We start from the raw sequence: 26,240 nt of genomic DNA on the forward strand, positions 1-26,240 counted from the left end.
TTTTCTTATGAAAACAAAAATTTTACTCTTTCTTCTTATTCTCCCTTACCCTGCATTTGCATTTACCATTGCTCTGGGTGGAGATACTATGTTGGGACGTAATGTCGCATTGGCTAATCGTGATGCTTCGGTTAGCGAAGTGTGGGGTAACAGCCAGGAACTATTTCTAAAAGCCAACTTTGCATTGGTAAATGCCGAACTCGCTTTTACAAATCACACCAAAACTTACGAAAAAAAGGCATTTTACTTTAAAGCACCGCCGTCTCATGTTCGTTTTTTAAAAGCATTAGGTATAGATGCCGTCAATTTGGCCAATAATCATGTTCTTGATTACGGGCTTGCGGGCTTAAAAGACACACTTCAAACCTATAAAAAAGCTGGTATCACAATAGCGGGCGCCGGACTCAAGCACAATGAAGCCTACACTGTTCCTCTGATTAAAGTTCAAAACCATACTATCGCTCTTATTTCGCTAACCGATAATGTAGTTTCCTGGCAAGCCCAAGATAATAAGCCAGGTATTGCCTACGCTCCTATTAATAGTAGCGGTTTAGCACAAACCATTGAACGAATCAAAAAAGCCAAAGCGAGCGGCGCTGATTATATTATTATATCTCTTCACTGGGGCGGCAATTGGGTAAAAGCACCCTCAGCCGAATTTCAACATTTTGCCCACGGTCTTGTGGATGCCGGCGCTGATCTTATTCACGGGCATAGCCCGCATGTTTTTCAAGGAATGGAACTTTATAAGGGCAAACCCATTTTTTATAGTTTGGGCGATTTAATTGATGATTACGAGGTAAAACCAGACATGCGAAACGATTTGGGACTTATTGCCGAGGTAAGATTAAACGAAAATATGACATTTAAAAAAGCGTCTCTTTATCCAGTTAATATTATCAACACAAAAACGCGTTTAGCTGAAGAGAACAATCTTAAAACAGCCCTTGATCGCGCTAAGATGTTATCACAAGCTCTTGGCACACAGGGTGCCATAGAGCAAAACCAATTTGTAATAACAGCGAAGTAAATTATGAATGAGCTCCATTACCGTTCTGTCATTATAAGTTTGCAAGTTCCTTATCGGCTGTTTGATAGATAGACGATTCTTTATCACCCACCAAATTTTTGGCTGCTTCTAAAGCCGCACGGGCTTCTTCTTTTTTACCTTCGCTCTTAAGCACAATGCCATTGTAAAGCGATAAATTTGCCGTTACTTTTTTATCGTGATGTGGATCCATTTTTTGTGTGGTTTCTAAATACTTACGGGCTTCAACATATTTTTGCTGTTTAATAAGTCCAGCCAGTAAATAATAATTTGACTGAAACTGGTAATAAGAATTGCATTTGTGACTGTCACAAAAACTCATAAAATCCTGATAGGCAGCCTCCGATTCCGCATATGCCTTACCACGATATGCATATTTAATTTTTGAAAACCGAAACTGCGGATTATTGGGATATTTGGCAATAAGAGGTTCTAAATATTTTTTAGTTTGTGTGTAATCTTTTTTAGATTCGCCAAAAATATAAGTAAGCAAAAATTGGGCATCGGCCTGATAAATATTAGAATTATTAGCGGTTTGGTTTAGTTGCGATATGCCCTTTTGCTCATTACCCGAAATTCCCATAATACCCGTTAAAAACTTAAGCCCAGGAGGAATATTGGCAGCAAAATAATTAAATGAGCCAATGGCCAAATAGGCATCGTAACGGCTAGGATCCTTTTCTATGGCTTCTTCCATATGCTTTTTACATTTTTTAAGAATAAGCCCTGCGCGCGATTTTTTATCTAAATCAATCCATTTACGCGCCAAATACAAATAGGAATTTCCCAAGTTGATCATTTTATCAATATTGTTCTGGTCTTTATCCCATTGATGAAAAGCCAAATCATTGGCCCTTTTATAATCAGCTAAAATTTGAGTATCGTTTGCTCCTCTTAAGTTATTGACTTGGTCTTCCCAATCACCAATGGTTCCTTTGACAATATAACCCACAGGATCATCGGGATGAGCCCCTATATATTGGTTAATAGCGGCTTTAGCCTCAGACGTTTGTGCATTATAAGCCGCATCGATGGCTCTCTGTAAGGTAGGATCCACACCGGCCTGAACGGCTGACGATATAAAAATAAATGATACTACCAACCAAACTTTTTTCATAAAGACCTCGCTTCCTTTAAGTAGGGTATCAACAACCATTAACTTTAAACATTAATAGTTTTTAAGGCTTGTTTAAACTGGGCTACCAGATACAGCGACCCTGTAATGATAATGTGATCGGATTGAGAATAAGACTCAAGCCATTTTTTTAAATAAATCTCTTGAAGATTAAGTACTTTTATATCTGCTCCAAGCTCTTGAGACAGGCGCTTGGCTTCTTTCTGTAACGTTTCAAGAGGGTACATACGATTGGTTTCAAAATAAACCAATGTTAAGGACAAAACATGGGGTAATAATAAACCCGCCAAGTGTGAAAGAGGCCTGTCGGATAGACAACCAAAAAAGGCATGAAACTTGTAGGGGTTAGTTTTCAAAAATGTGACTAAACTTAAAATACCCTCTTCATTATGCGCTCCATCCACCACAATTTGGGGTTTATTATAAACCGTCTCCAAACGACCTTCAATATGGGCGTTTTGAAGTCCAGCGGCTATGGCTTGTGACGATATGGCAAAACCTAAAGAATTGAGGGAATGAATAATACCCACTGCCAGAGCCGCATTACGCTTTTGATGCTCACCCTCAAGCCCCAAGGGAAGCTCCTCTACAAAATGAAGTATATTTTTATCTATTTGATGAAAAATAGCTCTGCAAGACTGGCAATGCTTCTTAAGAACTGGAAGAAGATGCATGTTATCAATACCAGTCCAAACCTCTCCCCCCTTAATGATTTGCATTTTTTCTATCAGAATTTTTTCTAAAGTGTTTCCCAAATAGTGTTCATGGTCCATGGCCACCGTAGTAATGGCACTTACTAAGGGAGTAACCACATTAGTGGCATCCCAACGTCCACCAAGCCCCGTTTCTAAAATAGCAATATCCACCTGACGTTCGGCAAAATACAAAAACATGATGAGAATAATCCATTCAAAATAAGTGTGTTTTTTTAGCCCTACTTTTTGTTTTAACAATTGATGTAAGCGCGCAAAATCTTCCTCCGAAATCCAAGTTCCGTTTATTTGAATGCGCTCACGTACCGATTGAATGTGGGGCGAAAGTGTCAGTCCCGTTTTGTATCCTGCTTCAATCAGCATTTGGGCCACAAAGGTACAGGTAGATCCTTTACCGTTAGTACCTGCTATATGCACCGATTGAAACGAACGCTGAGGATTTCCAAATAGATGAAGTGTATTGAGTATAGTATCAAGGCCCGGATGTATGCCGTTTTTTTGTAATAATTCTAAATCGTAGATAATAAAAGAATCCATCTTACTTAAGAGTCATAATAAGTGCCGATGCATCATCGGCGCGTTTTTGACCTAAAGAAAACTGTTTGGAGCTTTCCATCAAATATTCCACATTGTGCGAGGCATGATCAAAAGAAGACAATTGAAATGAGGAGGCCAAACGATTAAGCCCATAACGTTCGTTGTGCCCGTTAGCACACTCAATAATACCATCGGTATAAAATAAAACTGAATCCTGCTTACGAAGAACAATTTCTATGGCCTTATATTCTTCGGAAGGCACAATACCTAAAGCAACGCCAGCTTCCTCATAACCGGCTATTGGCCACACCTTGCCATCACGTTTAATAAGCGGGAAAAAGTGACCAGCCGAAGCCACCGACAAGGTAGCATACGAATGATGATAAACTGCTAACACCATAGTAATAAATTGATCGGACTTATATAAATCGTTGTAGAGCGAGGTATTAAGCAGCGAGAGAATTTTTTCCGGCTTTTTCTCCTGTAACAAAATGGCCTTCATCTGACTTCTAAAATTGGCCATGGTAAGAGATGCGGCCAAGTTATGCCCCGACACATCGGCCATCACCAGCACTGTTTCTTCGTCGTTTAAACGAATCACATCATAATAATCGCCACCTATCTCAAGTGCTGTATCACACTGGCCATGCACTTCTAAATCGGGAAATGGAGGAAACGCGCGTGGCAAATAATGTTCATGAATTTTACCGGCAATTTCAAATTCGTGTTTTAAACTTTCGGCTTCGGTGGCTCGCACCAACAAATTTTTTAAATACAAACAAGCTGCTGCCTGATTAGCAATAGCTGTTAAAAGCAAAAGATCCTTTTTTGTAAAAGCCTTTCCGTCACGCCTGTCGGTCATATTAATAACACCCACCGATTCAAGCTGTTTGGTTTCGGGGGCATGATAAAAAAGAGGTGCCGAAATAAACGAATGGGTTTTGTATTTTTTCTTTTTTTCCCAACCCGACTGATTTTTTTTGATATCCGCAATAAGGCATGGCTTTTGGTGTTTAAACACATAACCGGCAATCCCTTCACCAGGGCGAACTTCCACCGATCCAACCTTGGAAAGTCCACGACTTGCTGCCAGTTTTAGCTTACGAGCACTAGCATCGTATAAAAGAATAGATGCCTTAAGAGCACCAAAAACGTCGGCCGCTCTTTCTAAAATAAGCTGATATATCATGGAGGGGTCTTCTGTAGATAAAAGGCGGCTGCTCATTTCTAAAATAAAATTTAAATCACGTAGTTTAGGATCAAGCCCAATAAAAGCACGGCTTAATGTTAACACATTTCCTTTTTTACTCTTTTTATAGTGAACCGTATCCACCAGTTGACGCATCAAAAAAACACCTCTCCCCGATTCAAGCATGTTTTTAAAATCGGGGGCTTTAACTTTTGTTACATTAAAGCCAGGCCCGTGATCGGTAATAAAAAGAGTAATCCCTTTAGCAGTCAGCTCAATTTTCACATCTACTTTTTTATTCTTTTCCAGTTCTCTGGCATGACGAATGGCATTGCCCACTCCTTCGGCATAGGCCAGTTTAAGATCGGATACAAATTGGTTGGAAAGATGTGAGCTAGCGCCTTTTTTACGCAAACTTGAAAAAGCGCGATCAAAACTAGGCAACATGTCCCCTTCGCGGCGAACAGAAAAACTAACCTGAATGGTACTATTTTTCATGAAGGATAGGAACTTACAGCTTCATCCACACTGGGGTATATCTGAAATACCTTATCAAGACGTGTAATTTGCAAAATGGATTTCACTTCCTCGCAGGGAGAAGCAATTTTAAGATCCCCGTTTTTTTGTCTTAACGTGCGCGACAGCCCAACAAAAGCACCCAAACAAGTACTGTCGATAAAATCTACTGCATTTAAATCGAGTACCAATTGCTTGGTATCGGTAGGAATGAGTTTATTTATTTCCTCCTTCAGCTTTGCCTGTTTACCAATTTCAAGTGAACCGGAAAGAGAAATAATAACAACATCGTTTTTACGAATATGAGAAGTAATCATAATTGATGTTAATGAGCCAGACCGTACTGTTTAATTTTACGATAAAGAGTGGCCTGACCAATATTTAGTTTTTTTGCCACAATGGCCACATTGCCCTGAAATTTCATCATGGCCACTTCAATAGCCTGACGTTCTAAATCATCTAGCGGAATTACCGACTGTTCTTCAATTAAACCAGGGCGCGATAAATCGTTGAAGCTAATAGAACAGCGTACTTTTTGAATGTTTTTAGGTAAAAACTTAAGCTTAACCTGCGAATCGTTATTAAGCACCACAACACGTTCAATGGTATTTTCTAATTCGCGCACATTGCCGGGCCAATCGTAATTGATCAGCGCTTCCAAAGCATCACTGGCAAAATCTAAAAAGATTTTGTCGTTTTTAGCCGAATAATATTCTAAAAAGTGTTGAGCTAATAAGGGAATATCGTCACGACGTTCTTTAAGCGAAGGAATATTGATATTCACAACATTTAAGCGATAAAATAAATCTTCTCGGAATTGCCCACTTTGAATATGCTGCTGCAAATTGCGGTTGGTAGCGGCAATAATACGGACATCCACATCAATTTTTTGTGTGCCACCAATGCGCATAAAACTTCTTTCCTGTAACACACGCAGTAATTTTACCTGAAGCAATGGATCCATTTCGCTAATTTCGTCCATAAAGAGAGTTCCCTTATGGGCAGCTTCAAAACTGCCATTATAGCGCTTATGCGCTCCGGTAAATGCACCTTTTTCATGTCCAAATAATTCGTTTTCCAACAAATCACGCGGTATAGCACCACAATTAAGATCTACAAAACGATTACCAGCACGCTCGGAGCGCTTATGAATAGCTTTTGCGACTAGTTCCTTACCTGTACCCGATTCACCTGTAATAAGAACCGTAGCATTTGATTTAGCAACTGCCGTAATCATCTTAAAATTTTCCTGCATGGCCTCGCTTTGGCCCACCATGCCTTCAAAACGTGCACTTTTACCATCGTCGGAATGCAGTAAATAAACCCGGCGTGTCATGTGGTACATTTTTACTGCATGCGCTACCACTTTTTTAATTTTATCTTTAGAAGCTTCTTTATGAACAAATTCACTAATACCCGTTTTCATAAAAAGCACAGCATCTTCCCAAGAACCAGAGTCGGAAAAAACTACAATAGGGATAAGATCGTTAATATTTTTAATGTCTAAAACAAAATTAACAGCCGACTCCTGATCATCTTTACCCACACAAAAAAGAATAAGGTCAAAATCCTTCTTTTTAACTTCGCGCAACAATTCTTCAGCTTTTAAAATTTCGAGCTTGTAATTCTCTTTTTTAAAAAGAGTATTTAAAAAATCAACACCCTGTTTATAATTTCCTGATATGGCAATAGTTTCTTTATTCATAAATTAGCTCAAAACCTAATCCAACTTGGCCTCAATACGGTATTTTCGTAGTATTTTTCTAAAATTACTACGATCCATCCCTGCTTTATCGGCCGCTGCCGTAATATTACCGCCCGTTTTTTGCAAGAGACTGATGATATAAGAACGATTAAAAATGTTCAACGCCCTTTTCTTGGCTTCTTTATAGTCAAAATCGGATAAATCCTCATCGGAAGAAGGAGCCTTGTAAAAAGACGACGACAAAATTTTTGCTGGCAAATTTTTAGCTGTAATAATTGACGTGTGCGATAACACAATTGTACGCTCAATCACGTTTTCAAGCTCACGCACATTGCCAGGCCATGCATAGTTTTGTAGGGCCTGCAAAGCATCCACCGAAAATGATTCCACTTTATTGGGCGTACGAGACCCGTAACTGCGTAAAAAATGATAGCTCAGTGGAATAATATCTTCAGTACGCTCACGCAAGGGAGGAAGCGTGATATTGATAACGTTTAAACGATAGAATAAATCTTCTCTAAAAAGTCCTTGGCTAATTAGGGCCGTTAAATCGCGATTAGTAGCCGCCATAATACGCACATCAACAAAACGAGATTCATTATCACCAACACGCCTAATTTCGCCTTCCTGCAATACACGCAACAATTTTACCTGGGTAGAGAGAGTAAGTTCACCAATTTCATCTAAAAAAACTGTACCACCATTTGCGGCCTCAAATAAACCCTGTTTGTCATTGGCAGCGCCCGTAAATGAACCTCTCATATAACCAAATAATTCCGACTCCAAAAGAGATTCGGGCATGGCGGCACAATTAATCACCACAAAGGGTTTATCTTTTCGGCTACCATGCTTATGCAACGCTTTAGCCACCAATTCTTTACCAGTGCCCGACTCACCCAAAATCAATACAGAACTTTCGCTTGAAGCCACTTGGGTGAGCATTTCAAACAATAATTTCATTTTGGGCGACTGCCCAATAATACCTTCAAAATGAGGTGGCTCTCCACGTAACGCTTTGGCCTGCGCTTCTTTAACCAGTTTAAATTTTTCAAGAGCATGGCGCAAACATGCCGCCACTTTTTCGTTATTATCAAAAGGTTTGGTTAAATAATCGAAGGCTCCCATCTTAAGAGAGGTAACAGCCAACTCTACCGACGACATAGAAGAAATAGCAACAAACTCGGGAGGAACTGGCAAATTACGTGTCCATTCCAAAAGCTGTAAACCAGAAAAACGCGGCAATGAAATTTCGGACACCAATACACGATAGCGGTTTTTTTCAAGAAACCCCAAGGCTTCATGACCCGTTTCGGTAGAATGAAAACTAAAGTTGCTGGATCGGGCCACGTTTTCTATAGCAGCCCGCAATTGAGGATCGTTATCCACAATCAAGATATCATAAATTTGCATATTTGCAGGCCCGATTAATTGATATATTTTTCAAGACGTTTCTTTTTAATTTTTTCAACCAAAGTGGTGCGATTGAGTTTTAATAAATGTGCCGCCTTGTTTTTGTTCCAACCTGTTTTTTCAAGCGCTTTTAAAATGAGTGTATTCTCAAAATCATTTACGGCATTTTTAAGTGAAATACCGGCATCGGGTATATGAAGCCCCGAATTTTTAAAAATAGTGTCGCTCACTTGCTGAAATTTTTCGGGCAAATCGTTGATAACAATTTCCTGCCCTGGTTTTAAAACACATAAACGTTCTACTGTATTTTCAAGCTCTCTAATATTACCCGGCCACTTGTAGTTCATAAACAAACTCATCACTTCCTGATTAATAACCGGCGCAGGGGATTGCGACGCTTGAGCATAGGCATGCATAAAATGATCTACCAAAATAGGAATATCACAAACGCGCTGACGCAAAGCCGGCACGGTAAGTGGAATAACATTAAGGCGATAAAATAAATCTTCTCTAAACTCTCCTTTAGCTACCATTTCTTCCAAATTACGATTGGTGGCAGCAATAACACGCACATCTACTTCTACCGTTTTAGTAGAGCCCACTGGTTCAAATTTTTTCTCCTGCAACACACGTAAAATTTTCACCTGTAATCTCAAACTCATGTCACCAATTTCATCTAAAAAAATCGTCCCCTCGTTGGCCATTTCAAAACGTCCCATCTTGTTATGGGTAGCACCTGTAAAAGCTCCTTTAACATGTCCCAATAATTCCGATTCGAGCAAATTTTCGGGAATGGCACCACAATTTACAGGAATAAGAGGCTTGTCGGAACGGGCACTGTTGTAGTGAATAGCGCGCGCAATGAGTTCCTTACCGGTACCAGATTCACCCAAAATAAGTACGGTAGAATCGGTATCGGCTACTTTATGTACTGTTTGAAGCACTTCTTCCAGTTCTTCACTGGCACCCACAATATTATCAAAACCATAACGACTCTTTACCTGAGAGCGTAAAATACGGTTTTGCTCAACCAACTGGGTATGTTCCAATGCTTTTGCTACAATTAGTTTTACATCATCAAGTTCAAAGGGTTTGGTAATATAGTGAAAAGCCCCTGCCTTCATCGCATCCACTGCGGTTTGGATGGAGGCATAACCTGTCATAATGATAGAAACCATATTGGGATGTAAACTTTTGGCTTCTCGCACTAAATCGATGCCATGCATATTAGGCATATTGAGGTCGGACAGCATAAGATCAAAAGATGAATCTTTTAATTTTTCGATGGCCTGTGCGCCGTCGCCAGATGTTTCTACCAAATAACCTTCCTGGGTTAAAAACTTGGAGAGTGCTTTTACAATTACCTCTTCATCATCAACTACTAATATTCTACCTTTCATAACTTCTCCTTTGTTTTCTGTTTATAAACCGGGTACGTGATGATGAAAGTGGCGCCATGCCCTTCTTCGCTCACAACCGAAATAGTGCCTTCGTGTTCCTGCACAATACCATAAGTAATCGACAACCCAAGCCCTGTTCCTTCACCCTGTTTTTTTGTGGTGAAATAAGGATCAAAAATTTTACTCACATATTGTTTGGCTACACCGGGGCCATTATCGCTTACTTCCGATATCACATGCTGGCCGTCTTCGCTGGGATAAGTGCGAACAATAACTTTACCGGAATTTTTCATGGCCTGAAAAGCATTGGTAACCAAATTAAGATATACTTGTTGTAATTTGCTAAAATGACCGCGGATCAGTGGCAAACTTTCTGCCAAATCAAATTCCATATCCATGCGCGTGCTTTTGGCCTGCACGCGAATAAGTGGCATAATACGATTGACCACGTCGTTTAAATTTACGCCCGTCATCACCTCGTCGCGGTTTTGGCGTGAAAAATCGAGCAAATCCTGAACAATTTTTTTACAACGCAATGCTGCTTCTTCAATTTCCTTCAAATCATTAAAACAACCATGTTCGGTTCCTAAATCACGCATCACCAGTTGAGCAAAAGCTAAAATTCCACCCAAAGGATTATTAATTTCGTGAGCAATACCTCCAGCCAAAGTTCCAATGGCCGCCAGTTTTTCGCTTTGCAAGAGTTGACGTTGTAATTCGCGTTCTTCGGTTACATCGCGATAATGCATCACCACCTGGGTTTGTCCTACATCGGTTTCTAAAGGATAAGCATGTACATCATATTGACGACCCACAGGAAACGGATCGAGTGATGCCAAAGCAGGACGCGTGGTTTGAAGCGTTTCTCGCAAAGGACAATGTCCACAAGGCTTGGTAGCTCCAGCCAAGGTTTCATAACACTTCGTGCCCACCATCTGTCGCACATCAACATGCGCACTCAAAGCAGCCGCACGGTTAGCACGACGAATCACATAGTCATCAGAAACAATAATTACGGGAGACGTAATAGCATCAAAGGTAGACTCCCACATGTATTTGCCACGCGAGATGGTTTGAACCAATTCTTCTAATTCTTCTATTTTTTTATTTTGAAGGGCAATAAGTTCAGGGAGTTTATCGGCAGTGAGCGTTTTAAGAGACGCTTCTTGTAAAAGATTTTTATCTATAGAGCCCTGAGTCACTTTTCCTCCCCTGAAAATGAGACGGGTATAATTTTACCTGCGTTTCTCCAGGATGTCATCAAAATTTTGACACCTGCGCTCAAAAAAAACCCCCGGGAGTACCGGGGGTTTTTAAAGCTTAAATTCCGATTAATCTTGGAAAATTTCGTCTAAATCTTCCTCAACCTCGTCTTCGTCACGGTCTTCGGCAAATGCCAGCTCTTTTACCAACAAGCTTCTGGCAGTATCCAACATTTTGCGTTCACCAAAGGAAAGTTCTTTATCAGACTTTAAAAGCGACAAATCACGAAATACTTCGGCAATTTCATAAACCGAGCCGGTTTTAATCTTATCCATATATTCGCGATAGCGACGATTCCAGGTTTGGTTATCTAAAACCACATCGCGTTCTTTTAAGATGGAGTAAACGGCTTTTACTTCGTTATTAGAAATAATTTCACGTAAGCCTACTGCATTCACGTTACCGGTGGGCACCATGATTTTCATGCCATTGTCGAGTATTTGAAGCACATAAAAGGTTTGCTTAGAGCCCGAAATTTCGCGTGATTCGATACTTTTTACTTCGCCAACCCCATGAGCCGGGTAAACGGCCATATCACCCACTTTAAAAGGCAAATCCTGTAAACGAGATTTCTTTTTTCCTGCGTTTTCTTGAAAATTGCGCATCATCAATGTACCCTCCGTACTAAATATAGTGATTTTAAGCATTTAGCCAAAAATCACCTGCGTCGTGTTAAAATTTTTGGATTCGGATTAACGATTAAGTTGGGGTGGTTTAGCACAGTTTTCACCATGCGTCAACGCGATGTAACGCCACGTGTCACAACCCTAGATAATCATTGGAAAAATGTCTAATTACAAAATTAGTACTTTTTCCTATGTCCGATCCTTCAATTTGTAACTTCTTGTAATTATACAGCTATTACCACTTTTGTGGTGAGGATTAGCCATACACCTTAATTATCGGCGGGTTTCAAACAAAGTTGCTAAAAATTATTAGGCCTATAAAAGAAAGAGTTAGAGCTTTTGGGCAGCATATTGATCAACCAGAGTTTGGGTATTTGCTAAAAGCGTTTGAAGATCAAATTTTACAGAATCATCCTCAATTTTATCTAAAATTCCCGTAAGAATATCTATCAGGCTTTGAATGATAGAATATTCTTTTTCGGCCCTGTCACGTAAGCATGGAACTTGCGCAGTACTTGGATTAATACAAATTTGAATAGATGATGAAATATGAGTTAAAAATTGTCTTTTTACTTTTAAATCAATAACCGGGTTTTGTAAAAAATCATTTCGTAAAATAGCCTGGGACTCTTCAGAACTATCGGCCATTAACTCGGCCGCAACTGATGCCTGAAGCAACTGGTGAGGGCTTAATGAATCACTATCAGCAACCTTATCACCGGCAAAAGCAAAAATTTGGCGCGCTGCTTTGTAATAATCGGCAGTTCCAAAAAAATCTTTTCTTTCTTTTTTATCTTTTTTGTTAGCCGAATATAATTTTTCATCATCAACACTTTCGGAATATCTAAAATCATCTGCTGCCTTTAACAATAAATCGAAAATTGTTTTAAGCCTAAAATGATGCGGAACACTTAATGTGTTGGTACGAGCATCATAGGCAGGCTCTCCTTCGGCAAACTCAAGTCGGATAAGAGGCATTTCAAAAGTCTCATCATTATCGTCGCTCATAGGCATACCATGAGCAAAATAATCTAACATGGGATAAAAAGCACATAGCGCCCATCCCAAAGTTAAAGTTTCATCTGGAGTTAAGGTCTGTGGCTCAGCGTTGGATGTTGATGAATAAAAGCGATAATTATACCTATCCACCAGCAATGGACTTGAAGAACTCGTTAAAAAAAATGGGTTATGGGTTAAACGTTTTAGCACTTCTAAAGCTGCTTCGGGAGCTGCTTCAAAAAAAGCATACATAAAAGGCAGAGTTTGAGCGTTTGAAATTTGAGATTTTTGATCAAGAATAGAAGCTAAAGCCGTATACGCATCTTCATCTGCCGCAAAAACTAAAGCTTCTGCAACCGAAACAGCACTATCGCCATTAGCATCCAAGCCATCCGGAATATTGGCAATATCATCCAAACATATTGAATCAACATTATACGAAGTGCTGAGATCGCTATTTGTAATTGCTATGCCCTGTGGATAAGTCATAAAAAACCCTTACCTCACGCCCCTTTATATAAACTTCAAAAAACTAGCAACCTTTTTTAAACAAAACCGATAATTAAAATGAAAGGTTTGGATTGTTATGAACCCTAAATCAACACGTAATCTTAATAATGCACCCTTACAACCCACTTTACGCTTGGTAGATGCTTCCGAATCTCTATACCGCCTCCAACAAAGCCAAAAAGAGCTGTTAAAAAGTTTAAATAGGGTAATTAAAAACCTAGATAATAAAGAAGAAAATATTGAATTAATTCATAGGCTTAAAACAATTTCTTCAAATTCTTAAATAAAATACATTAAAAACACAACTTTACACCCTCTGTTTGCCGATAATATACTTACAAAACGGGAGGCAGCATGCGATATTTACTTACTTTTATTTTAATGGTTTTTTTAAGCGCCTGTGGGGCAGAGAGCTCATCCTTTCACAGCACTTCTAAATCGGCAGGTGATTTTCCCCCAACCCCTAAAATGTTTGAAAGCTGGGAAAAACTTCCCATTCCCATTTATGTTGATAACAGTTTCCCTACCGAATTTTATGATGCCATCAATCAAGCCATTGGTATCTGGGAAGCCGACGGTTCCAACTATTTTGAATTTAGAGGTATAACCGCTACCGGTACTTGCAACAAAGACAGCCGCAATGTCATTTGTTGGGACCTTAACCCCAATGCCGATGGATATTTAGGAATGACAAGCACCCAATTCCCCAACGGACCCATTATAGAATTTGACACTATTATTTTTGGCAGTCCCAAAGAATACAGCATTTTAAAATGCGCCGATGGTTCTGTATGTAGTGTTGCTACAGGCAAATACGATTTAGTAACCACACTCGCCCACGAATTAGGCCATGGCCTAGGCTTTAGCGACACCACACAGAAAGACTGCGTGATGAATCCCAATTTTAGCTTGGGTGATGTAGTACAAAGCTTAGACGATATCTTGGCCGCATCTCTTAACGAAGGTTATGAGGACGTGTTAAATCCCGAGCCGATGGCCGACTTATAAGCAAATTTTTAAAAGACCTGCAAAATCATTGAGTGCATATCGGGCCTGCTTGTTGCTATCGTGTCCAAAACCCCACGATAAAAACGCCATATCAATTCCTGCTTTTTGTGCCGTTTCTAAATCTACCATGCTATCACCAACAAAAAGAGTATCTTGAGGCTTTACATTAAACCTTTTTAAAAGAGACAAAGTTCCTGCCGGATCGGGTTTGTTTTCAAATCCATCGCGACCCGCTACCACGGCCTTAAAATAATTACCCCCGTTTAACACCTTTAAAACTTTATCGGCATAGGGTTTAGGTTTATTGGTGCACACTGTTAAAATATGCGTTGTTTTTAATTTTTCCAAAGCCTCCACTACACCCGGATACCACATAGATTCATCCATACAATGCTCCAAATAATGAGTACGGAACATTTTGGCCGCTTTAGAAATAATTTCTGGATCTTGAGTAGAAAAAGCCTGCTCCAGCAATTCATTTACACCAGCACCCACATATTGCTGAATTAAATCAGGCGAGAGTGATTCTTTGCCCAATTGATTGCGTACATAATTAGTGGAATTAGCGATATCCATTTTGGAATCAAGCAAAGTTCCATCTAAATCAAAAATTAATAATTTGTAGGCCATAAAATAATAAAAACAAATATCAATAAATCGCCTTTAATCCCAAACTTTTAAATTTTTTCAAATAAGTTTGGGGCCTGCCTTTAAGGCCTCACCCTACAACCCCAAGGCCTTTCTTCACAGAACTTGTGAGGCAGTTATCTTTAATAGACGGCCTTTAACTTATTTAAAAAAATTTAAAAGTTTGGGATTAAAGGCGCACTTTACGAAAACTTGGTTTCTTTTAAACGCAGCGGGAGAGTGGCAAAAATAAAGCGGGTTAAAATCATTGAAAAAAGCGCCACCATGGGAGGCAATAAACCCAATGCCGCAAGCCCCAAGCCTAATACACTGGCCGTAATGCCCAAGGTATAACCCACACGCAACGTTCCATCCACCACACGCGCATAACGAATTAAATTAGTAATCTTAAGAAGATTTTTCCCATAAAGCACTACTTGCGCGCCTTGCGGAGTAAAATCGGTGGAAGCACCCAAAACCAAACTCACATCGGAAGCCTGATAAACATGCGAATCATCCCGTACATTGCCCACCATACCCACTAGTTTGCCACCTTCTTTTTTAGCTTTAATTTTATTCACTTTTTCATCGGGTAAACAACGTGTGTACACCTGCTTTAAACCATGGGCATAGGTTAAATTGGAAATCATTTCTTCGTGATCGCCCGTAATCATTATTGGCTCCACTTTTAATTTTTCCAACGCTTCCATCAACGGTTTTACATCGGTCGACAAAGTGTCGGCAAAGCTCATAAGCCCCCGCACCTGCCTATCCCAGCCACATAAAATAACCGTTTCACCCATCGATTCCAGTTCGTCCAGTTTAGTTTTCATCTCACGCGATACCTGCATTTGATGACGTTTTAAAAAACGTAAATTGCCCACCACAGCAAATCGCTCGGGTTTGCCTGGCTCACACACTTTACCGCAAATACCCAAACCCGGATGCGTTTCAAAATTTTTTACATCGTGTTTGTGCATTTCGTTATACCACGGGTGTGTAGGCATACTGCGCGCTAATGGATGATCCGATTGACGTTCAAGTGAAAAAATAGTGGATAATAACGTACCCTGGTTTACTCCCACTTCTTGATAATATTTAGAATAAACAAATTCACCGCGAGTTAAGGTGCCCGTTTTGTCAAAAAACAACGATGAAAGCCGCGACAAGCTAGAAAAAAAGCGAGAGGATCCCAATAAAATACCACTTAAAGCCAATTTACCAATGGCCAGCACCACCACCAGCGGAATCATATAAACAAAGGAAGAAAAAGTAGTAACCACAATAACAGATAACAAACTTTGCACCGCGTGCACGGGATTAGTTTTACCAATCATTAAACAAGTTCCAAGCGCAACAAGAATAACAAGAGCAATAACCCAGGGTAAAACTTTTTCAAGGCGGGCCTGAAAACGGGAATGACTTAAAATTGCGTCATGAATAAGCCGAATAATCGATGGAAATTTATGCTGCAATGCTTCCGTTTCAACGCGAATAAAAATGGTAGAATCGCGGTTAATAGAAGATCCGGTTACCATATCTCCTTTTTGCTTAAAACGAATGGTAGGCTCCGAAGTAATGGGTGATTCATCCACACTGGTAGCGCCCGATTCAATAATACCATCGAGCGGAATCACCTGACCCGGGTTAACGCGTATCACGTCACCAACAACAACATCAGCGATACCAACCGTATTTTCCTGATTTTTTAAAACCTTTATAACCTCACCCGTGTACATTATTTTTTTAAAGATATTAATATCATCATAAGCTTTTTCTCGAAGCCTACCTTCCCAGGTGGAAATGATAACGGCCGATACAAGCGCCAAATCGGCAAAATAGAAAGGAGAATAATGATTTTCTAAAACAAACGAAGGAGCTAAAAAGGTGATATATGTTGAATAAACAAAATCGATAATGACAGCTAGCATGATAAGCGTATCGGGCGTGTACTGGCGACGTTGAATAATGGACGACATCACAAAACGGATATAGGGAAAACCCAAAATAAAAAAGAGAAGAGCTGCTAACGCAAAATTAGTGTATAAAATGGAGGTATGAGAAAAGCCCCCCAAATAACCAAATAAACGAGGTAATAAAAACTGGGTGATAGAAAGCACAAAAGCTAAAACCAAAAAGAAAATCTGCTTGGTTTTGTTAAAACGGGCAAAACGATGCGCCAAAGAACAACCATAAGTACAAAAATAATACCCATTTTGACCTTGATGGGGTAAGTGACAGTGCTGGCAAGTGGCTTCATTCATGAACCAGCTGTTTTATCAGAGTTTTTATGAAAAGAAAGTATATTGTTTTAGCCCTCTTATTGGGTGTTATTGTACTGCTCACACGTATGGCACTCAGTCCATACCCCTCTCTCTATGCTCAAAATATACTTTTTAAATATATTTTACCCCCTTTCCAAAAATTAAGCAGCCTCAATACACCTTATAAGGAGCCTCCTTTTTTTGGATTTAAATTTGAAAACCCACAAGCGCTGCAAACACTAAAAAATGCTTACAAGTTAGATACATTGACAAAAAATGCCCACAACGACTTTGAACGTGATGTTCTATTGATGCATTGGGTGCGCGATCAGTTCCCTCACGGCACTCCCGCAAGCGAGCCCAATCCCCAAAGCTTTGATGGGTACTCACTTCTTCAAAGTAAAACAGATAATGGCTATTTGTGCGGCACAGCCTCCCAGCTGTTAATACAGGCCATCATCGCAACCGGCGGGCAGGCCCGGCGCGTGGAACTGCGCTTTACGCCGGAGAATCAGCATGCCGTGGTGGAGGCCTGGAGTGCTTTTTACAACAAATGGGTGGTTCTCGACCCCGATTACGATATCTATTATATGAGAGATAATATTCCCCAGCATGCACTGGAGCTGCATGAGGCCTGGGTAAAAAATGAAATAGACAAGATTGAAGTGGTCTTTCGCGAGTCCCCCCATAATATTTATAGAAAAGAGGATGAAAAACTCGACCCCACCCTTTTACGCAAGCTGTATGACGAAAACAAAATAAAAGACTGGTACAAAAAAGTAAAAAAAGAAAATTTTGATTATTATAAAAGAGGTAAATTTGCGGTCAAACTCCTGCACTTTTACACGCATTTGTCCTACCCGCTAAGAACCGATTGGGTGAGCCGCCCCTTAAACTGGTGGCACCCGGAGGGTAATCATGTACAAAATTCGCTGACGTTTGATATCCCGAGTATGCCCCGCTATGATGATTTTCTGTTAAAAACCAAAAATCCTGAGATCTTTTACAAAGTTCCTTAGGAAAACCATACAAATCCCCGTCCGCCTGCGGCGGACGGATTACAGAGGGTAAAAGGATAAAGGGTTACTTATTGGAGCCCTGGGGCAACGGCCACGCAACGCGGAAGCCGACATAGTTGCTGCGGTTGTCGGGATTGCGGTCGAAGTAGCGATTGGCCGCACGGTTGTACCAGTCGACGTTGAACCAGGAACCGCTGCGGATTTCTATCCACTGACTGTTAATATCGGTTATAGGATTACTTGGATCGGTTTTTGCCATCCAATCATAAAAATTTACATCATACTGATCGCGGGTGGTTTCCCACACATTTCCGGCTAAATCACACACACCAAAACCATTGGCGCGCTCATCATTTGTTCCGCAAACTTCTGCCGTTGTTCGATAACCATTGTTGTAAGACACCATTTTATTAAATGGCGTGCCGTAAACATCTGTATGGTTTGGTCCCTTAGATGCATATTCAATCTGTGCCGCTGTGGGCAGTTTTCCCCCATAATATTGGCAGAAGAACATCATTTCATTGTAGGTCAAACCTACAACGGGGAATTTATCGCCTTTTTGATTTTCAGGCAAATTAGGTAATCTTGAATATTGCGTATCTCCGATTGCCGCCAGATAAGCTTTGTATTGGCCAACCGTAACTTCTGATTTTGCCAACATAAAACCCGTCATCGTCACTGTAACCGACGTGCCATTTGATAACAAAGAACTATCCTTCCGTTCATCAAAACTACCATAAACTGAACCCATACTGAATTGGCCACCGGGGATGGTTACGATTCCATCGGAGTACGTTCTACCGTTGGGTGTTGTGGTGGAGTTTGTAGGAGCCGCCTTTGAGGGAGTTGGTTGCTGCTGCGCTGTTACTACAGGAGTAGTTGTGGAAGTTTTTGTTGCCGTACTTACATCTCTGGCTCGCGCACCTGCCAATATATCCAAATAAGCCTTCAATTCACCGGAATCTGAATCCAAAACACCATCTTTATCACCAATAGCATAAGTAAGGTCACCGGAACTGCATGTATCGGCCTCCATAAACACTCGAAGTGCATCGGCTGTTAATTGCTCCAATGAATCACCATAAATGATTTTCATAAAAAACTCCTGTTACAAATTTAATGGCAGTGAACATCATTATTCACCCACAAAAGTTATCGGTTGAATGTTATGCAAGTTGTGTGGTTTTAAAAAAAACCGTCCACAGGTGTGGACAGGAGTTTAGGGGACGCTGTTGACTAATTAGACAAACTTTTACCCAACTTTCTACTTAACATTTTATGAATCCCCGCTGTTGTAATACCCAATTGCCTTGCGGCCTCGGCTAAAGAAATCCCCCACTCACGAGTTAAGTATAAAGCCAATTGTACCCGTAACTTAACCACATCGGCCTGTCGGCTTCCTGTTTTGAGCATTTCAAAAGAAACATCCTGTTTATGGCACTCTTCCTTAATAACAGCAGCCATATCACGCTTGTTCGGTTTATGTATAAACTGAGATCTTACCCGCTCATTCGCTTCCTTTAAAATATTTTCCACAAAAGTTCCTCCACCCAAAATCCTGTCATCCGCAAGTTCACGATGCTTGCGACACTTCATGGAAATAACCTGAAACCACCCACCCTGAGAACGAACAAGCCCTCCTCCCACAAGATCTAGCCTACGGCCTTGATGAATACCTTCCTGCACATACTGATCATAATTTTTTCTTGCAGCCCCCTTCTTTTTTCCAAACCACGATAATACTCCCTCACAATCCTGCGCTTCGTTTTTTATATATCCCATAATCACACCATGGCCACTCCACTTGTAACGGACCAACTCATCAATATTCTTAACCAGCCCGGCCCGTAAGGGATTTAAATGGATATACCTCACAAGTTCTTTAAAATAAGAATCCTCCTCACAAATAATAGATTTGTAACGATTTTGGAACAAATGCCCATGCCTCTTATGCCGTAAATTATAAACAACCGCATAACCGGTAAGAAGGCACCGCATATAATGAGAAAGTCCCTGTGGGCCACTTCGTAACAAAATATGGGCATGATTGTTCATAAGAGCCCAAGCATAAATTATGGTTTTTGTTTTTATGGAATTTACATTCATTCTTCTCACAAAATCAAAACGATCCGTATCGTCATTAACAATATTTCTTTTTTCTATCCCTCTCACCATCACATGATGAAGGGTTCCTGGCATATCAAGCCTTTCTTGCCTAGGCATACATTCTCCTCAAAAATAGTTAGTTAAATTACTCAAACAGCGTCCTCTCAAGCATTAAGCAAATAGAGTGCCAACTATAGAGGCTAAATTAATTGAGGAAAATAATAACTTAACAAAAAGGAAAGTCTCACCAGAGTCTCAAAATCGGACTCAAGAGTCTCATTTTCGAACTCTGTGTTGATTATTAGGTTGTTTTTGTGAAGGCGGATGAAAGTTTGTCTAATTAGTCAACAGCGTCCCCTACCCACTCTCCGTTATGAGGATTTTACGGTCTATACCCGTAATCCCTACCTTTTTTATCAAAAACCTTGAAAAGTAAACTGATACAGTGCTAGCTTTTTTGCATGCTTCTCTTAGTCATTACCCTTTCTGTTTTAAGTCTTATTTTAGTAGCCGCTCTTTTCTTCTTTATTACCCGTAACAAACAAGATGATAGCAAAGCCAGTGAAACTCAGGCCCTCTTTTTGTCGCTTCAAAACAGACTCGATAACTTAACAGGCCAGTTAGGCACTTCGCTCGATGGAACCCGTTCATCTCTTATTGAGCAACTGGCAGGAATGACCAATCAGCTGAATACCCGTCTTAACGAATCCACCAACCAAACTCAAACCTCCACCCAGCAGGTGAACACGCGTCTGGATAACGCGGCCAAAGTTATTGGCGATTTGCAAAATAAACTGGGTATGCTGGAAGAAGCCAACCAGCGTATTTTTAATGTAGGCAAAGACATTGCCTCGCTTCAGGAAATTTTAAAAAAACCAAAAGCCCGTGGCAGCCTTGGCGAATTCTTTCTGGCCGATCTTTTAAGTGAAATGCTGCCGCAAAACAGTTTTAAACTACAGCACCGCTTTAAAAATGGTGAAATTGTGGATGCTGCTATCAACGTTGGTGATTATATTTTATCGATCGATTCCAAATTTCCTTTGGATAACTTTCAAAAAATTATTTTAGCACCCACCGATGCCGAAAAAATCGCCTCTAAAAAACTCTTTGTACAGGATGTTAAAAAACATGTGGATGCCATTGCTAAAAAATATATCCAGCCCGAAGAAGGCACCATGGATTTTGCCTTTCTCTATATCATGGCCGAAAATGTTTTTTATGAGCTTATCATTAAAGATGACGATCTGGGACAAGCCGAATCGCTGCAGCAATATGCCCTGCGCAAACGTGTTATTCCGGTTAGCCCCAATAGCTTTTATGCCTATTTAGGATCCATCATGCAGGCTTTACGCGGGCAAAAAATGCAGGAAAATATCCACGATGTGATTACTCAAATTCGCCAGATGGTAATTGAATTGGGTAAATTTAGGGACGATTTCGATAAAATTGGCCATCATTTGGGCAATTTGCGTAGCAGTTACGAAGCTAGCGAAAAACGGCTTAATCGCTATCAGGAAAAAATTGAAAAAATTAATGCCTTAGATGGCCATGCGAGCGAACCCCCCATTAAATTAATTTCTGGCTCTTAAGTGTTTATCCTGCTACTCCCATAAAACTGATGACTCAGGCCAAATTTACAATTTATGTATTATCCGATGCCACCGGCGAATTAGCCCATAGCATGGCTATTGCGTCTGCCCGCCAGTTTGAAAATGTCGATGTGGATATTATCCGTAAATCGTTTGTAAGTACTGATGAACAAATAAAAGAAGTAGTCTCTGAGGCTAAAACCCGCCACGGCGTGATTATGTTTACCATGGTATCGCAAGAAGTACGCCGTAAAGTTTTGACTGAATCAAAAGCACAAGAAATTGTTGCTATCGATATTATGGGACCAAGTCTGGATATGTTATCAAACTACTTTCATACGCTTCCCAGCGCCGAACCGGGCTTACAATATAAAGTTACACGCGATTATTATAAAAGAACCGAAGCGGTAGAATTTACAGTAAAGCACGACGAAGGCCAGGGACTCGATACCTTAAGTGAAGCAGACATCGTACTTATGGGTATTTCGCGCACCTCTAAAACACCGCTCTCGATTTATCTCGCTTACCGTGGTTATCGTTGTGCCAATATCCCGCTTGTTACAGGAAAAGATTTGCCCCAACAGGTTTTAAGCCTCCCCAACAACAAAGTTTTTGGTTTAATTTTATCTCCCGAGCATTTAGCCTCGCTGCGCACCATGCGTCTTAAAACTTTGGGCCGCCCCGATACCGAAACCTATGCCCAGCCGGAGCATGTGCAAAAAGAACTCGATCACGCAAACGCATTATTTGCCAAAATTCCCGGCATTAATATTATTGATGTAACAGGAAAAGCGATTGAGGAAATTGCCAGCGAGATTATTCACACACTTAATTTTAAAGATATGCCCACCTTGGGCCGCAGCGGATCGGGTGGAGAATAGCCTGAGCTTTTATTTAAAACCGACTAATATCGCGCCCAAAAATCAATTTTTTAAACCAATCAAATAAAACAAGAACCTTGTTTTTAAAACTCACGAGCTTGGTAACATAAGCCGATCGCCAGAAAACCCAAGTAATAAAACCACGTCCTTGTACATTTGGCAGATCAGCCAAAGCTTGATGACTGCCAACATACGCCAGCATGCCCAAATGGCGATAACGAAAAGGCTTAATCTCTTTTCCACGGGCCAGACGCGTTAATATTTTGCTTAAATGTTTCCCTTGCTGCTGCGCTACTTGGGCTGTAGCCGGAAAATTTTTATTTTCAATCACGGCACAATCACCCAAGGCATAAATACCTAAAGTGTTGGGAATACGCAGATCTTTATCGGTAATCAGTCGGCCGGCTTTATCTTTATCAAAAGGAAGATTTTTTACAAAATCACGAGGCCCATTGCCGCCGGTCCACACGGTAAGTCCCGCAGGAATTTCGGTTCCATCGGCTAGTACCACACCATCATTTTTAATTTCCTTAACAAGAGAACGCGTCAGAATATCAATTTTTTGTCTCTTAAATGCTTTGGTAGCGTAATCCGATAAGCTTTTATCGAACGATCCTAAAATAGTGGCCGCCGCTTCCACCACCGTAATTTTAAAAAAGGGAATGAGAGCCGGATACCATTCGGTTAAATCCTCTTCTAAAAAATCATGCATTTCGGCGGCAAATTCAATACCCGTAGGCCCGCCTCCTACCACTACAAAATGAAGCAAACGGTCTACTTCGTGTGTGGCCAGCCCCGGTGTGGCTGCACGCTCAAAGCATTCGATAATGCGCTGACGAATTTTACGGGCATCCCATAATTCTTTTAAAAAAAGTGCATGTTCTTCTACCCCGGGAATGCCAAACGTATTTACAGCCGCGCCCACGGTAATCACCAAATAATCATAGTTAAGGCTAAACTCTTCGCCGTCTAAAGCATTGTGGCAATAAAGCGTACGCGTCACTTCGTCCAGCCGGTTGGCGCTGGCCTGATAAAAAGTAATATTTTCTTTAGCAATACGAATAGGTTCAATAATACTTCTAAACTCGATTGTTCCTACGGTGGTACTGGGCAAGAGAGGGGTAAAAAGAAAATGATTGCGTGGGCTCACCATCACCACGTCATAATCCTTAGTGTTAATCCCCTTTAAGAGACTAAACCCGGCAAAGCCCGAGCCTAAAATCACAAGTTTTGGCTTTTTTATATCCACGCTTTCCTCTATATCTATTGTGATGAGAACACAACACGAGGTTTTGTTTGAAAATTCTTTTGTTATGGTAGTCAACAAACCTGCCGGCCTGCCTTGCCTGCCTGCACCAGGTAAAAATAGCGAAACCGTCTCAATACTTCTCATAAAACAATTTCCTTTTTTAAAAAATGTGGGGGAACCGGGCGAAGCCGGTATTGTTCATCGCCTGGATAATGATACCAGTGGGTGCTTAGCCGTGGCTAAGACACAAGAAGCTTACGAAATCTTACGCAAAATATGGAACACCGAGGCCATTACAAAGGAATATCACGCAATGGTTATTGGCAAACCGGAAAACACGGGTGACATCACAACACCTATTGCTCATCATGCCACCAACAAAAAGAAGATGCGCGTGTGTGAGAGCCAAAGTTTGGCTATAAAAGAAAAAGCAAGAGAAGCCTTTACACACTATGAACGGCTGGCCGTTTTTAAGAAAAAAGATTTGTTATTCTCGCGTGTGAAAATCAATATTTTAACAGGAGTGCGCCACCAAATCCGCGTGCATATGGCATCCATTGGCCATCCGTTAGCGGGCGATAAGCTTTATCAGAATATGGATAAACGCAAAATGGATTCGCCCGAAGCATTACGCCCCCTCCTCCATCTTTATAAATTAACGATTATGATGCCCGGTGAAAAAGAAATTAAAGTGACGGCCCCGTATCCGGAAGATTTCGGCTTTTTCTGAATTTTGAAAATAACCAGATTAAAAAGGAAAATAAAAAATAATACAAAATAAGGGTGGGTATTAAAGCTACTCGGGTACCTGTGCTAAGAATATCTACAACATGTTTCTGATCATCATTGTGACGGTATAAAAAATCACCAACATAACCACCAGGTATATAAAAAAACACAAAGGGCGTAATAAAAGCTTGATAAAGACCCTTGGCAAACTCGTGAGATTTTATGGGATAGTTCCCCAACAATTTATCAATATAATAATTAACAACACAAATTAGATTGGTTGTAAAAAAATAAATAAGGGTCGTTTTTAATGCCTTAATATTAATCTGAAAAGAGCTCACTATGTAGCGCATAAACAAAAGTAACATGGCAATTACTGTTAAAAGGTCAATCGCCAAAGCAAAAGAAGATAAAGTAAATTCTCCGGTTTCATGTACCCTATAACCGGCAACCATGGGAAAACCCACCGCTAAATCATTTCCGCAATCGCCCGCCGGAGAATTAAAAAGAAGCAAATTAAGAAATAAGAGCAAAAGCCATCCCCTGGTGATTTTCTCTTTTTGTTCTTCAAGTGAAATCATAAACTGATATTAAGGAGTTTTAGCGCATTTTTATAAAAAATGGCATCTTCAATTTCTTTTCCTAATTTAAAAGAAACCAGCATGTCTCGTTCGTGATGCCATGCGTAGGGAATAATAGGAAAGTCGGTGCCAAATAAAATTCTATCGTGATGATCAGCAATCCACTGCGGATCCACACGATTGGGAAAATATTTACCAATAGCCATGGCTGTATCAAAATAAAGATTAGGATGGTTTTTAACTAATCCCAAAAAAGGCTCAATTTCTTCAAAGCCCAAGTGAGGCACTACAAATTTAATATCTCTATATTTCCCCACGATTTTCTCAAAACGATTAACCCCACTCACGGTTTTTACATCATACCCATAACCATTACTTTCTTCAAAACAAGGGCCCGTGCCGCAATGAATGAGAACAATTGTTTTATAGTGATTGGCTACCTCGTAAACCTCTGTCATGCGGGCATCATCTGGGGATACGTGTTGCACATGGCTATGAAATTTAAGCCCGTGGAATTTGTAAGTTTCAAAACAGGTTTTTAATATTTTTTCTTTGTGGCTGTCATCCGGATGAAGACTGCCAAAGGGGAGTAAAAAATCGCGATGTTGGTTACAAAAATCAAATACCCACTTATTTAAATCTTCCGCCATGTTGATTTTGTGTGGGTAATGTAGAACCACGGCTTTGGAGAGACCTTCATTGTTGAGGATTTTTACTAATTCGGGAGCGTATTTTTTGTAAACAATATTCCAGGCGTGTTTATCAAACCAACTCCAAAAGGCTTCCATGAGACGATCAGGATAAAAATGTGTGTGAAAATCGATGATAGGGCGAGATTTTTGGCCTTGGAGGAGATTGTCGTCGGGGAGGACACAGGGGATCATAAGAAACCTTTGGCAAGCTTTATCTTTTTGCGAGGACAGGATTTGACCCCGCTACGCTTCGCTTCGGGGACCGTTCCGCTGCGCTACACGGACCTGCGACCGAAAGGTCTTTCCACCTGCCGTGTTTTGTCCACTATAGTGTGTATTCTAATTTGTCGGGATAACAGGATTTGACCCCGCTACGCTTCGCTTCGGGGGCCGTTCCGCTGCGCTACACGGACCTGCGACCGAAAGGTCTTTCCACCTGCCGTG

Annotated in this window: 24 protein-coding genes; 7 read left to right on the top strand and 17 right to left on the bottom strand. The window is 40.6% G+C overall.

What is annotated here, in order from left to right:
* Positions 1-7 precede the first annotated feature (7 nt).
* A complete protein-coding gene (locus K1X76_05995) occupies positions 8-1,030 on the top strand; it encodes a CapA family protein (GenBank protein ID MBX7148620.1) in 1,023 nt (340 codons plus the stop codon).
* 31 nt (positions 1,031-1,061) lie between these two features.
* Here the strand turns inward: K1X76_05995 and K1X76_06000 are convergent, their stop codons facing one another.
* From K1X76_06000 to K1X76_06045, 10 genes are all read right to left on the bottom strand, one after another.
* Complete coding sequence (locus K1X76_06000) at positions 1,062-2,165, bottom strand: hypothetical protein (GenBank protein MBX7148621.1); 1,104 nt, start codon at positions 2,163-2,165, stop codon at positions 1,062-1,064.
* A 44-nt stretch (positions 2,166-2,209) separates the two neighbouring features.
* Positions 2,210-3,433: a bifunctional folylpolyglutamate synthase/dihydrofolate synthase gene (locus tag K1X76_06005; protein ID MBX7148622.1), complete on the bottom strand. Its 1,224-nt coding sequence runs from the start codon at positions 3,431-3,433 to the stop codon at positions 2,210-2,212.
* Position 3,434: 1 nt separating this feature from the next.
* Positions 3,435-5,120 carry a SpoIIE family protein phosphatase gene (locus tag K1X76_06010; protein ID MBX7148623.1) on the bottom strand — a complete coding sequence of 562 codons (1,686 nt, stop codon included), beginning with the start codon at positions 5,118-5,120 and terminating at the stop codon, positions 3,435-3,437.
* The gene (locus tag K1X76_06015) at positions 5,117-5,455 is read right to left on the bottom strand and encodes an STAS domain-containing protein (protein ID MBX7148624.1); all 339 of its coding nucleotides are present in this window, start codon (positions 5,453-5,455) and stop codon (positions 5,117-5,119) included. Before K1X76_06015 ends, K1X76_06010 begins: the two co-directional genes overlap by 4 nt.
* Positions 5,456-5,463: 8 nt before the next feature.
* Positions 5,464-6,843 (bottom strand): sigma-54 dependent transcriptional regulator, encoded by a 1,380-nt coding sequence (locus K1X76_06020; GenBank protein ID MBX7148625.1) that lies wholly within the window; start codon positions 6,841-6,843, stop codon positions 5,464-5,466.
* Positions 6,844-6,858: 15 nt separating this feature from the next.
* The gene (locus K1X76_06025) at positions 6,859-8,253 is read right to left on the bottom strand and encodes a sigma-54 dependent transcriptional regulator (GenBank protein MBX7148626.1); all 1,395 of its coding nucleotides are present in this window, start codon (positions 8,251-8,253) and stop codon (positions 6,859-6,861) included.
* Between the two features lie 14 nt (positions 8,254-8,267).
* Entirely contained in the window at positions 8,268-9,653 is a 1,386-nt protein-coding gene (locus K1X76_06030) for a sigma-54 dependent transcriptional regulator (protein MBX7148627.1), read from the bottom strand.
* A complete protein-coding gene (locus K1X76_06035) occupies positions 9,650-10,855 on the bottom strand; it encodes a PAS domain-containing protein (GenBank protein MBX7148628.1) in 1,206 nt (401 codons plus the stop codon). Before K1X76_06035 ends, K1X76_06030 begins: the two co-directional genes overlap by 4 nt.
* Before the next feature lie 129 nt (positions 10,856-10,984).
* Positions 10,985-11,524: a CarD family transcriptional regulator gene (locus tag K1X76_06040; GenBank protein MBX7148629.1), complete on the bottom strand. Its 540-nt coding sequence runs from the start codon at positions 11,522-11,524 to the stop codon at positions 10,985-10,987.
* Between the two features lie 348 nt (positions 11,525-11,872).
* Complete coding sequence (locus K1X76_06045; GenBank protein MBX7148630.1) at positions 11,873-13,030, bottom strand: hypothetical protein; 1,158 nt, start codon at positions 13,028-13,030, stop codon at positions 11,873-11,875.
* 97 nt (positions 13,031-13,127) lie between these two features.
* On the opposite strand from K1X76_06045, the gene K1X76_06050 reads away from it, so the two are divergent.
* Positions 13,128-13,334: a hypothetical protein gene (locus K1X76_06050; protein ID MBX7148631.1), complete on the top strand. Its 207-nt coding sequence runs from the start codon at positions 13,128-13,130 to the stop codon at positions 13,332-13,334.
* 71 nt (positions 13,335-13,405) lie between these two features.
* On the top strand, positions 13,406-14,059 hold the full coding sequence (locus K1X76_06055) for a hypothetical protein (protein MBX7148632.1): 654 nt from the start codon (positions 13,406-13,408) through the stop codon (positions 14,057-14,059).
* Here K1X76_06055 and K1X76_06060 read toward each other — a convergent pair.
* Both K1X76_06060 and K1X76_06065 read right to left on the bottom strand, forming a co-directional pair.
* A complete protein-coding gene (locus K1X76_06060) occupies positions 14,054-14,689 on the bottom strand; it encodes an HAD family hydrolase (GenBank protein ID MBX7148633.1) in 636 nt (211 codons plus the stop codon). The genes K1X76_06055 and K1X76_06060 overlap by 6 nt on opposite strands.
* Before the next feature lie 200 nt (positions 14,690-14,889).
* A complete protein-coding gene (locus K1X76_06065) occupies positions 14,890-16,950 on the bottom strand; it encodes an HAD-IC family P-type ATPase (protein MBX7148634.1) in 2,061 nt (686 codons plus the stop codon).
* A 26-nt stretch (positions 16,951-16,976) separates the two neighbouring features.
* Here K1X76_06065 and K1X76_06070 point away from each other — a divergent pair, with 26 nt between their 5' ends.
* Entirely contained in the window at positions 16,977-17,969 is a 993-nt protein-coding gene (locus K1X76_06070; GenBank protein MBX7148635.1) for a transglutaminase-like domain-containing protein, read from the top strand.
* A gap of 64 nt (positions 17,970-18,033) precedes the next feature.
* Here the strand turns inward: K1X76_06070 and K1X76_06075 are convergent, their stop codons facing one another.
* Positions 18,034-19,065, bottom strand: coding sequence for a formylglycine-generating enzyme family protein (locus K1X76_06075; GenBank protein ID MBX7148636.1), 1,032 nt, complete (start codon positions 19,063-19,065; stop codon positions 18,034-18,036).
* A 140-nt stretch (positions 19,066-19,205) separates the two neighbouring features.
* Positions 19,206-20,192 (bottom strand): transposase, encoded by a 987-nt coding sequence (locus tag K1X76_06080; protein MBX7148637.1) that lies wholly within the window; start codon positions 20,190-20,192, stop codon positions 19,206-19,208.
* A gap of 344 nt (positions 20,193-20,536) precedes the next feature.
* Between K1X76_06080 and K1X76_06085 the strand changes: the two genes are divergently transcribed.
* Positions 20,537-21,664 (top strand): DNA recombination protein RmuC, encoded by a 1,128-nt coding sequence (locus K1X76_06085; GenBank protein ID MBX7148638.1) that lies wholly within the window; start codon positions 20,537-20,539, stop codon positions 21,662-21,664.
* Between the two features lie 29 nt (positions 21,665-21,693).
* Positions 21,694-22,545, top strand: coding sequence for a kinase/pyrophosphorylase (locus tag K1X76_06090; protein MBX7148639.1), 852 nt, complete (start codon positions 21,694-21,696; stop codon positions 22,543-22,545).
* A gap of 13 nt (positions 22,546-22,558) precedes the next feature.
* On the opposite strand, the gene K1X76_06095 is transcribed toward K1X76_06090, so the two are convergent.
* Positions 22,559-23,794 (bottom strand): FAD-dependent oxidoreductase, encoded by a 1,236-nt coding sequence (locus tag K1X76_06095; GenBank protein ID MBX7148640.1) that lies wholly within the window; start codon positions 23,792-23,794, stop codon positions 22,559-22,561.
* Between the two features lie 22 nt (positions 23,795-23,816).
* Between K1X76_06095 and K1X76_06100 the strand changes: the two genes are divergently transcribed.
* Complete coding sequence (locus tag K1X76_06100) at positions 23,817-24,524, top strand: hypothetical protein (GenBank protein MBX7148641.1); 708 nt, start codon at positions 23,817-23,819, stop codon at positions 24,522-24,524.
* On the opposite strand, the gene K1X76_06105 is transcribed toward K1X76_06100, so the two are convergent.
* Positions 24,481-25,104 carry a hypothetical protein gene (locus tag K1X76_06105; protein ID MBX7148642.1) on the bottom strand — a complete coding sequence of 208 codons (624 nt, stop codon included), beginning with the start codon at positions 25,102-25,104 and terminating at the stop codon, positions 24,481-24,483. The two genes, K1X76_06100 and K1X76_06105, sit on opposite strands and share 44 nt — an antisense overlap.
* Positions 25,101-25,988: an amidohydrolase family protein gene (locus K1X76_06110; GenBank protein MBX7148643.1), complete on the bottom strand. Its 888-nt coding sequence runs from the start codon at positions 25,986-25,988 to the stop codon at positions 25,101-25,103. The genes K1X76_06105 and K1X76_06110 overlap by 4 nt, the downstream gene beginning before the upstream one ends.
* Positions 25,989-26,240: the final 252 nt, after the last annotated feature.

The sequence above is a fragment of the bacterium genome, from assembly GCA_019695305.1.
Taxonomy (GTDB): domain Bacteria; phylum UBA10199; class UBA10199; order UBA10199; family JAIBAG01; genus JAIBAG01.

Excerpts from the sequence above, each read along its gene's own strand:
- K1X76_06040 (MBX7148629.1), bottom strand. The coding sequence starts at position 11,524 with ATGATGCGCAATTTTCAAGAAAACGCAGGAAAAAAGAAATCTCGTTTA.
- K1X76_06065 (MBX7148634.1), bottom strand. The coding sequence starts at position 16,950 with ATGAATGAAGCCACTTGCCAGCACTGTCACTTACCCCATCAAGGTCAA.
- K1X76_05995 (MBX7148620.1), top strand. The coding sequence starts at position 8 with ATGAAAACAAAAATTTTACTCTTTCTTCTTATTCTCCCTTACCCTGCA.
- K1X76_06055 (MBX7148632.1), top strand. The coding sequence starts at position 13,406 with ATGCGATATTTACTTACTTTTATTTTAATGGTTTTTTTAAGCGCCTGT.
- K1X76_06010 (MBX7148623.1), bottom strand. The coding sequence starts at position 5,120 with ATGAAAAATAGTACCATTCAGGTTAGTTTTTCTGTTCGCCGCGAAGGG.
- K1X76_06105 (MBX7148642.1), bottom strand. The coding sequence starts at position 25,104 with ATGATTTCACTTGAAGAACAAAAAGAGAAAATCACCAGGGGATGGCTT.
- K1X76_06000 (MBX7148621.1), bottom strand. The coding sequence starts at position 2,165 with ATGAAAAAAGTTTGGTTGGTAGTATCATTTATTTTTATATCGTCAGCC.
- K1X76_06090 (MBX7148639.1), top strand. The coding sequence starts at position 21,694 with ATGACTCAGGCCAAATTTACAATTTATGTATTATCCGATGCCACCGGC.
- K1X76_06110 (MBX7148643.1), bottom strand. The coding sequence starts at position 25,988 with ATGATCCCCTGTGTCCTCCCCGACGACAATCTCCTCCAAGGCCAAAAA.
- K1X76_06030 (MBX7148627.1), bottom strand. The coding sequence starts at position 9,653 with ATGAAAGGTAGAATATTAGTAGTTGATGATGAAGAGGTAATTGTAAAA.
- K1X76_06100 (MBX7148641.1), top strand. The coding sequence starts at position 23,817 with ATGAGAACACAACACGAGGTTTTGTTTGAAAATTCTTTTGTTATGGTA.
- K1X76_06005 (MBX7148622.1), bottom strand. The coding sequence starts at position 3,433 with ATGGATTCTTTTATTATCTACGATTTAGAATTATTACAAAAAAACGGC.
- K1X76_06080 (MBX7148637.1), bottom strand. The coding sequence starts at position 20,192 with ATGCCTAGGCAAGAAAGGCTTGATATGCCAGGAACCCTTCATCATGTG.
- K1X76_06060 (MBX7148633.1), bottom strand. The coding sequence starts at position 14,689 with ATGGCCTACAAATTATTAATTTTTGATTTAGATGGAACTTTGCTTGAT.
- K1X76_06085 (MBX7148638.1), top strand. The coding sequence starts at position 20,537 with ATGCTTCTCTTAGTCATTACCCTTTCTGTTTTAAGTCTTATTTTAGTA.
- K1X76_06015 (MBX7148624.1), bottom strand. The coding sequence starts at position 5,455 with ATGATTACTTCTCATATTCGTAAAAACGATGTTGTTATTATTTCTCTT.
- K1X76_06075 (MBX7148636.1), bottom strand. The coding sequence starts at position 19,065 with ATGAAAATCATTTATGGTGATTCATTGGAGCAATTAACAGCCGATGCA.
- K1X76_06020 (MBX7148625.1), bottom strand. The coding sequence starts at position 6,843 with ATGAATAAAGAAACTATTGCCATATCAGGAAATTATAAACAGGGTGTT.
- K1X76_06025 (MBX7148626.1), bottom strand. The coding sequence starts at position 8,253 with ATGCAAATTTATGATATCTTGATTGTGGATAACGATCCTCAATTGCGG.
- K1X76_06070 (MBX7148635.1), top strand. The coding sequence starts at position 16,977 with ATGAAAAGAAAGTATATTGTTTTAGCCCTCTTATTGGGTGTTATTGTA.
- K1X76_06050 (MBX7148631.1), top strand. The coding sequence starts at position 13,128 with ATGAACCCTAAATCAACACGTAATCTTAATAATGCACCCTTACAACCC.
- K1X76_06045 (MBX7148630.1), bottom strand. The coding sequence starts at position 13,030 with ATGACTTATCCACAGGGCATAGCAATTACAAATAGCGATCTCAGCACT.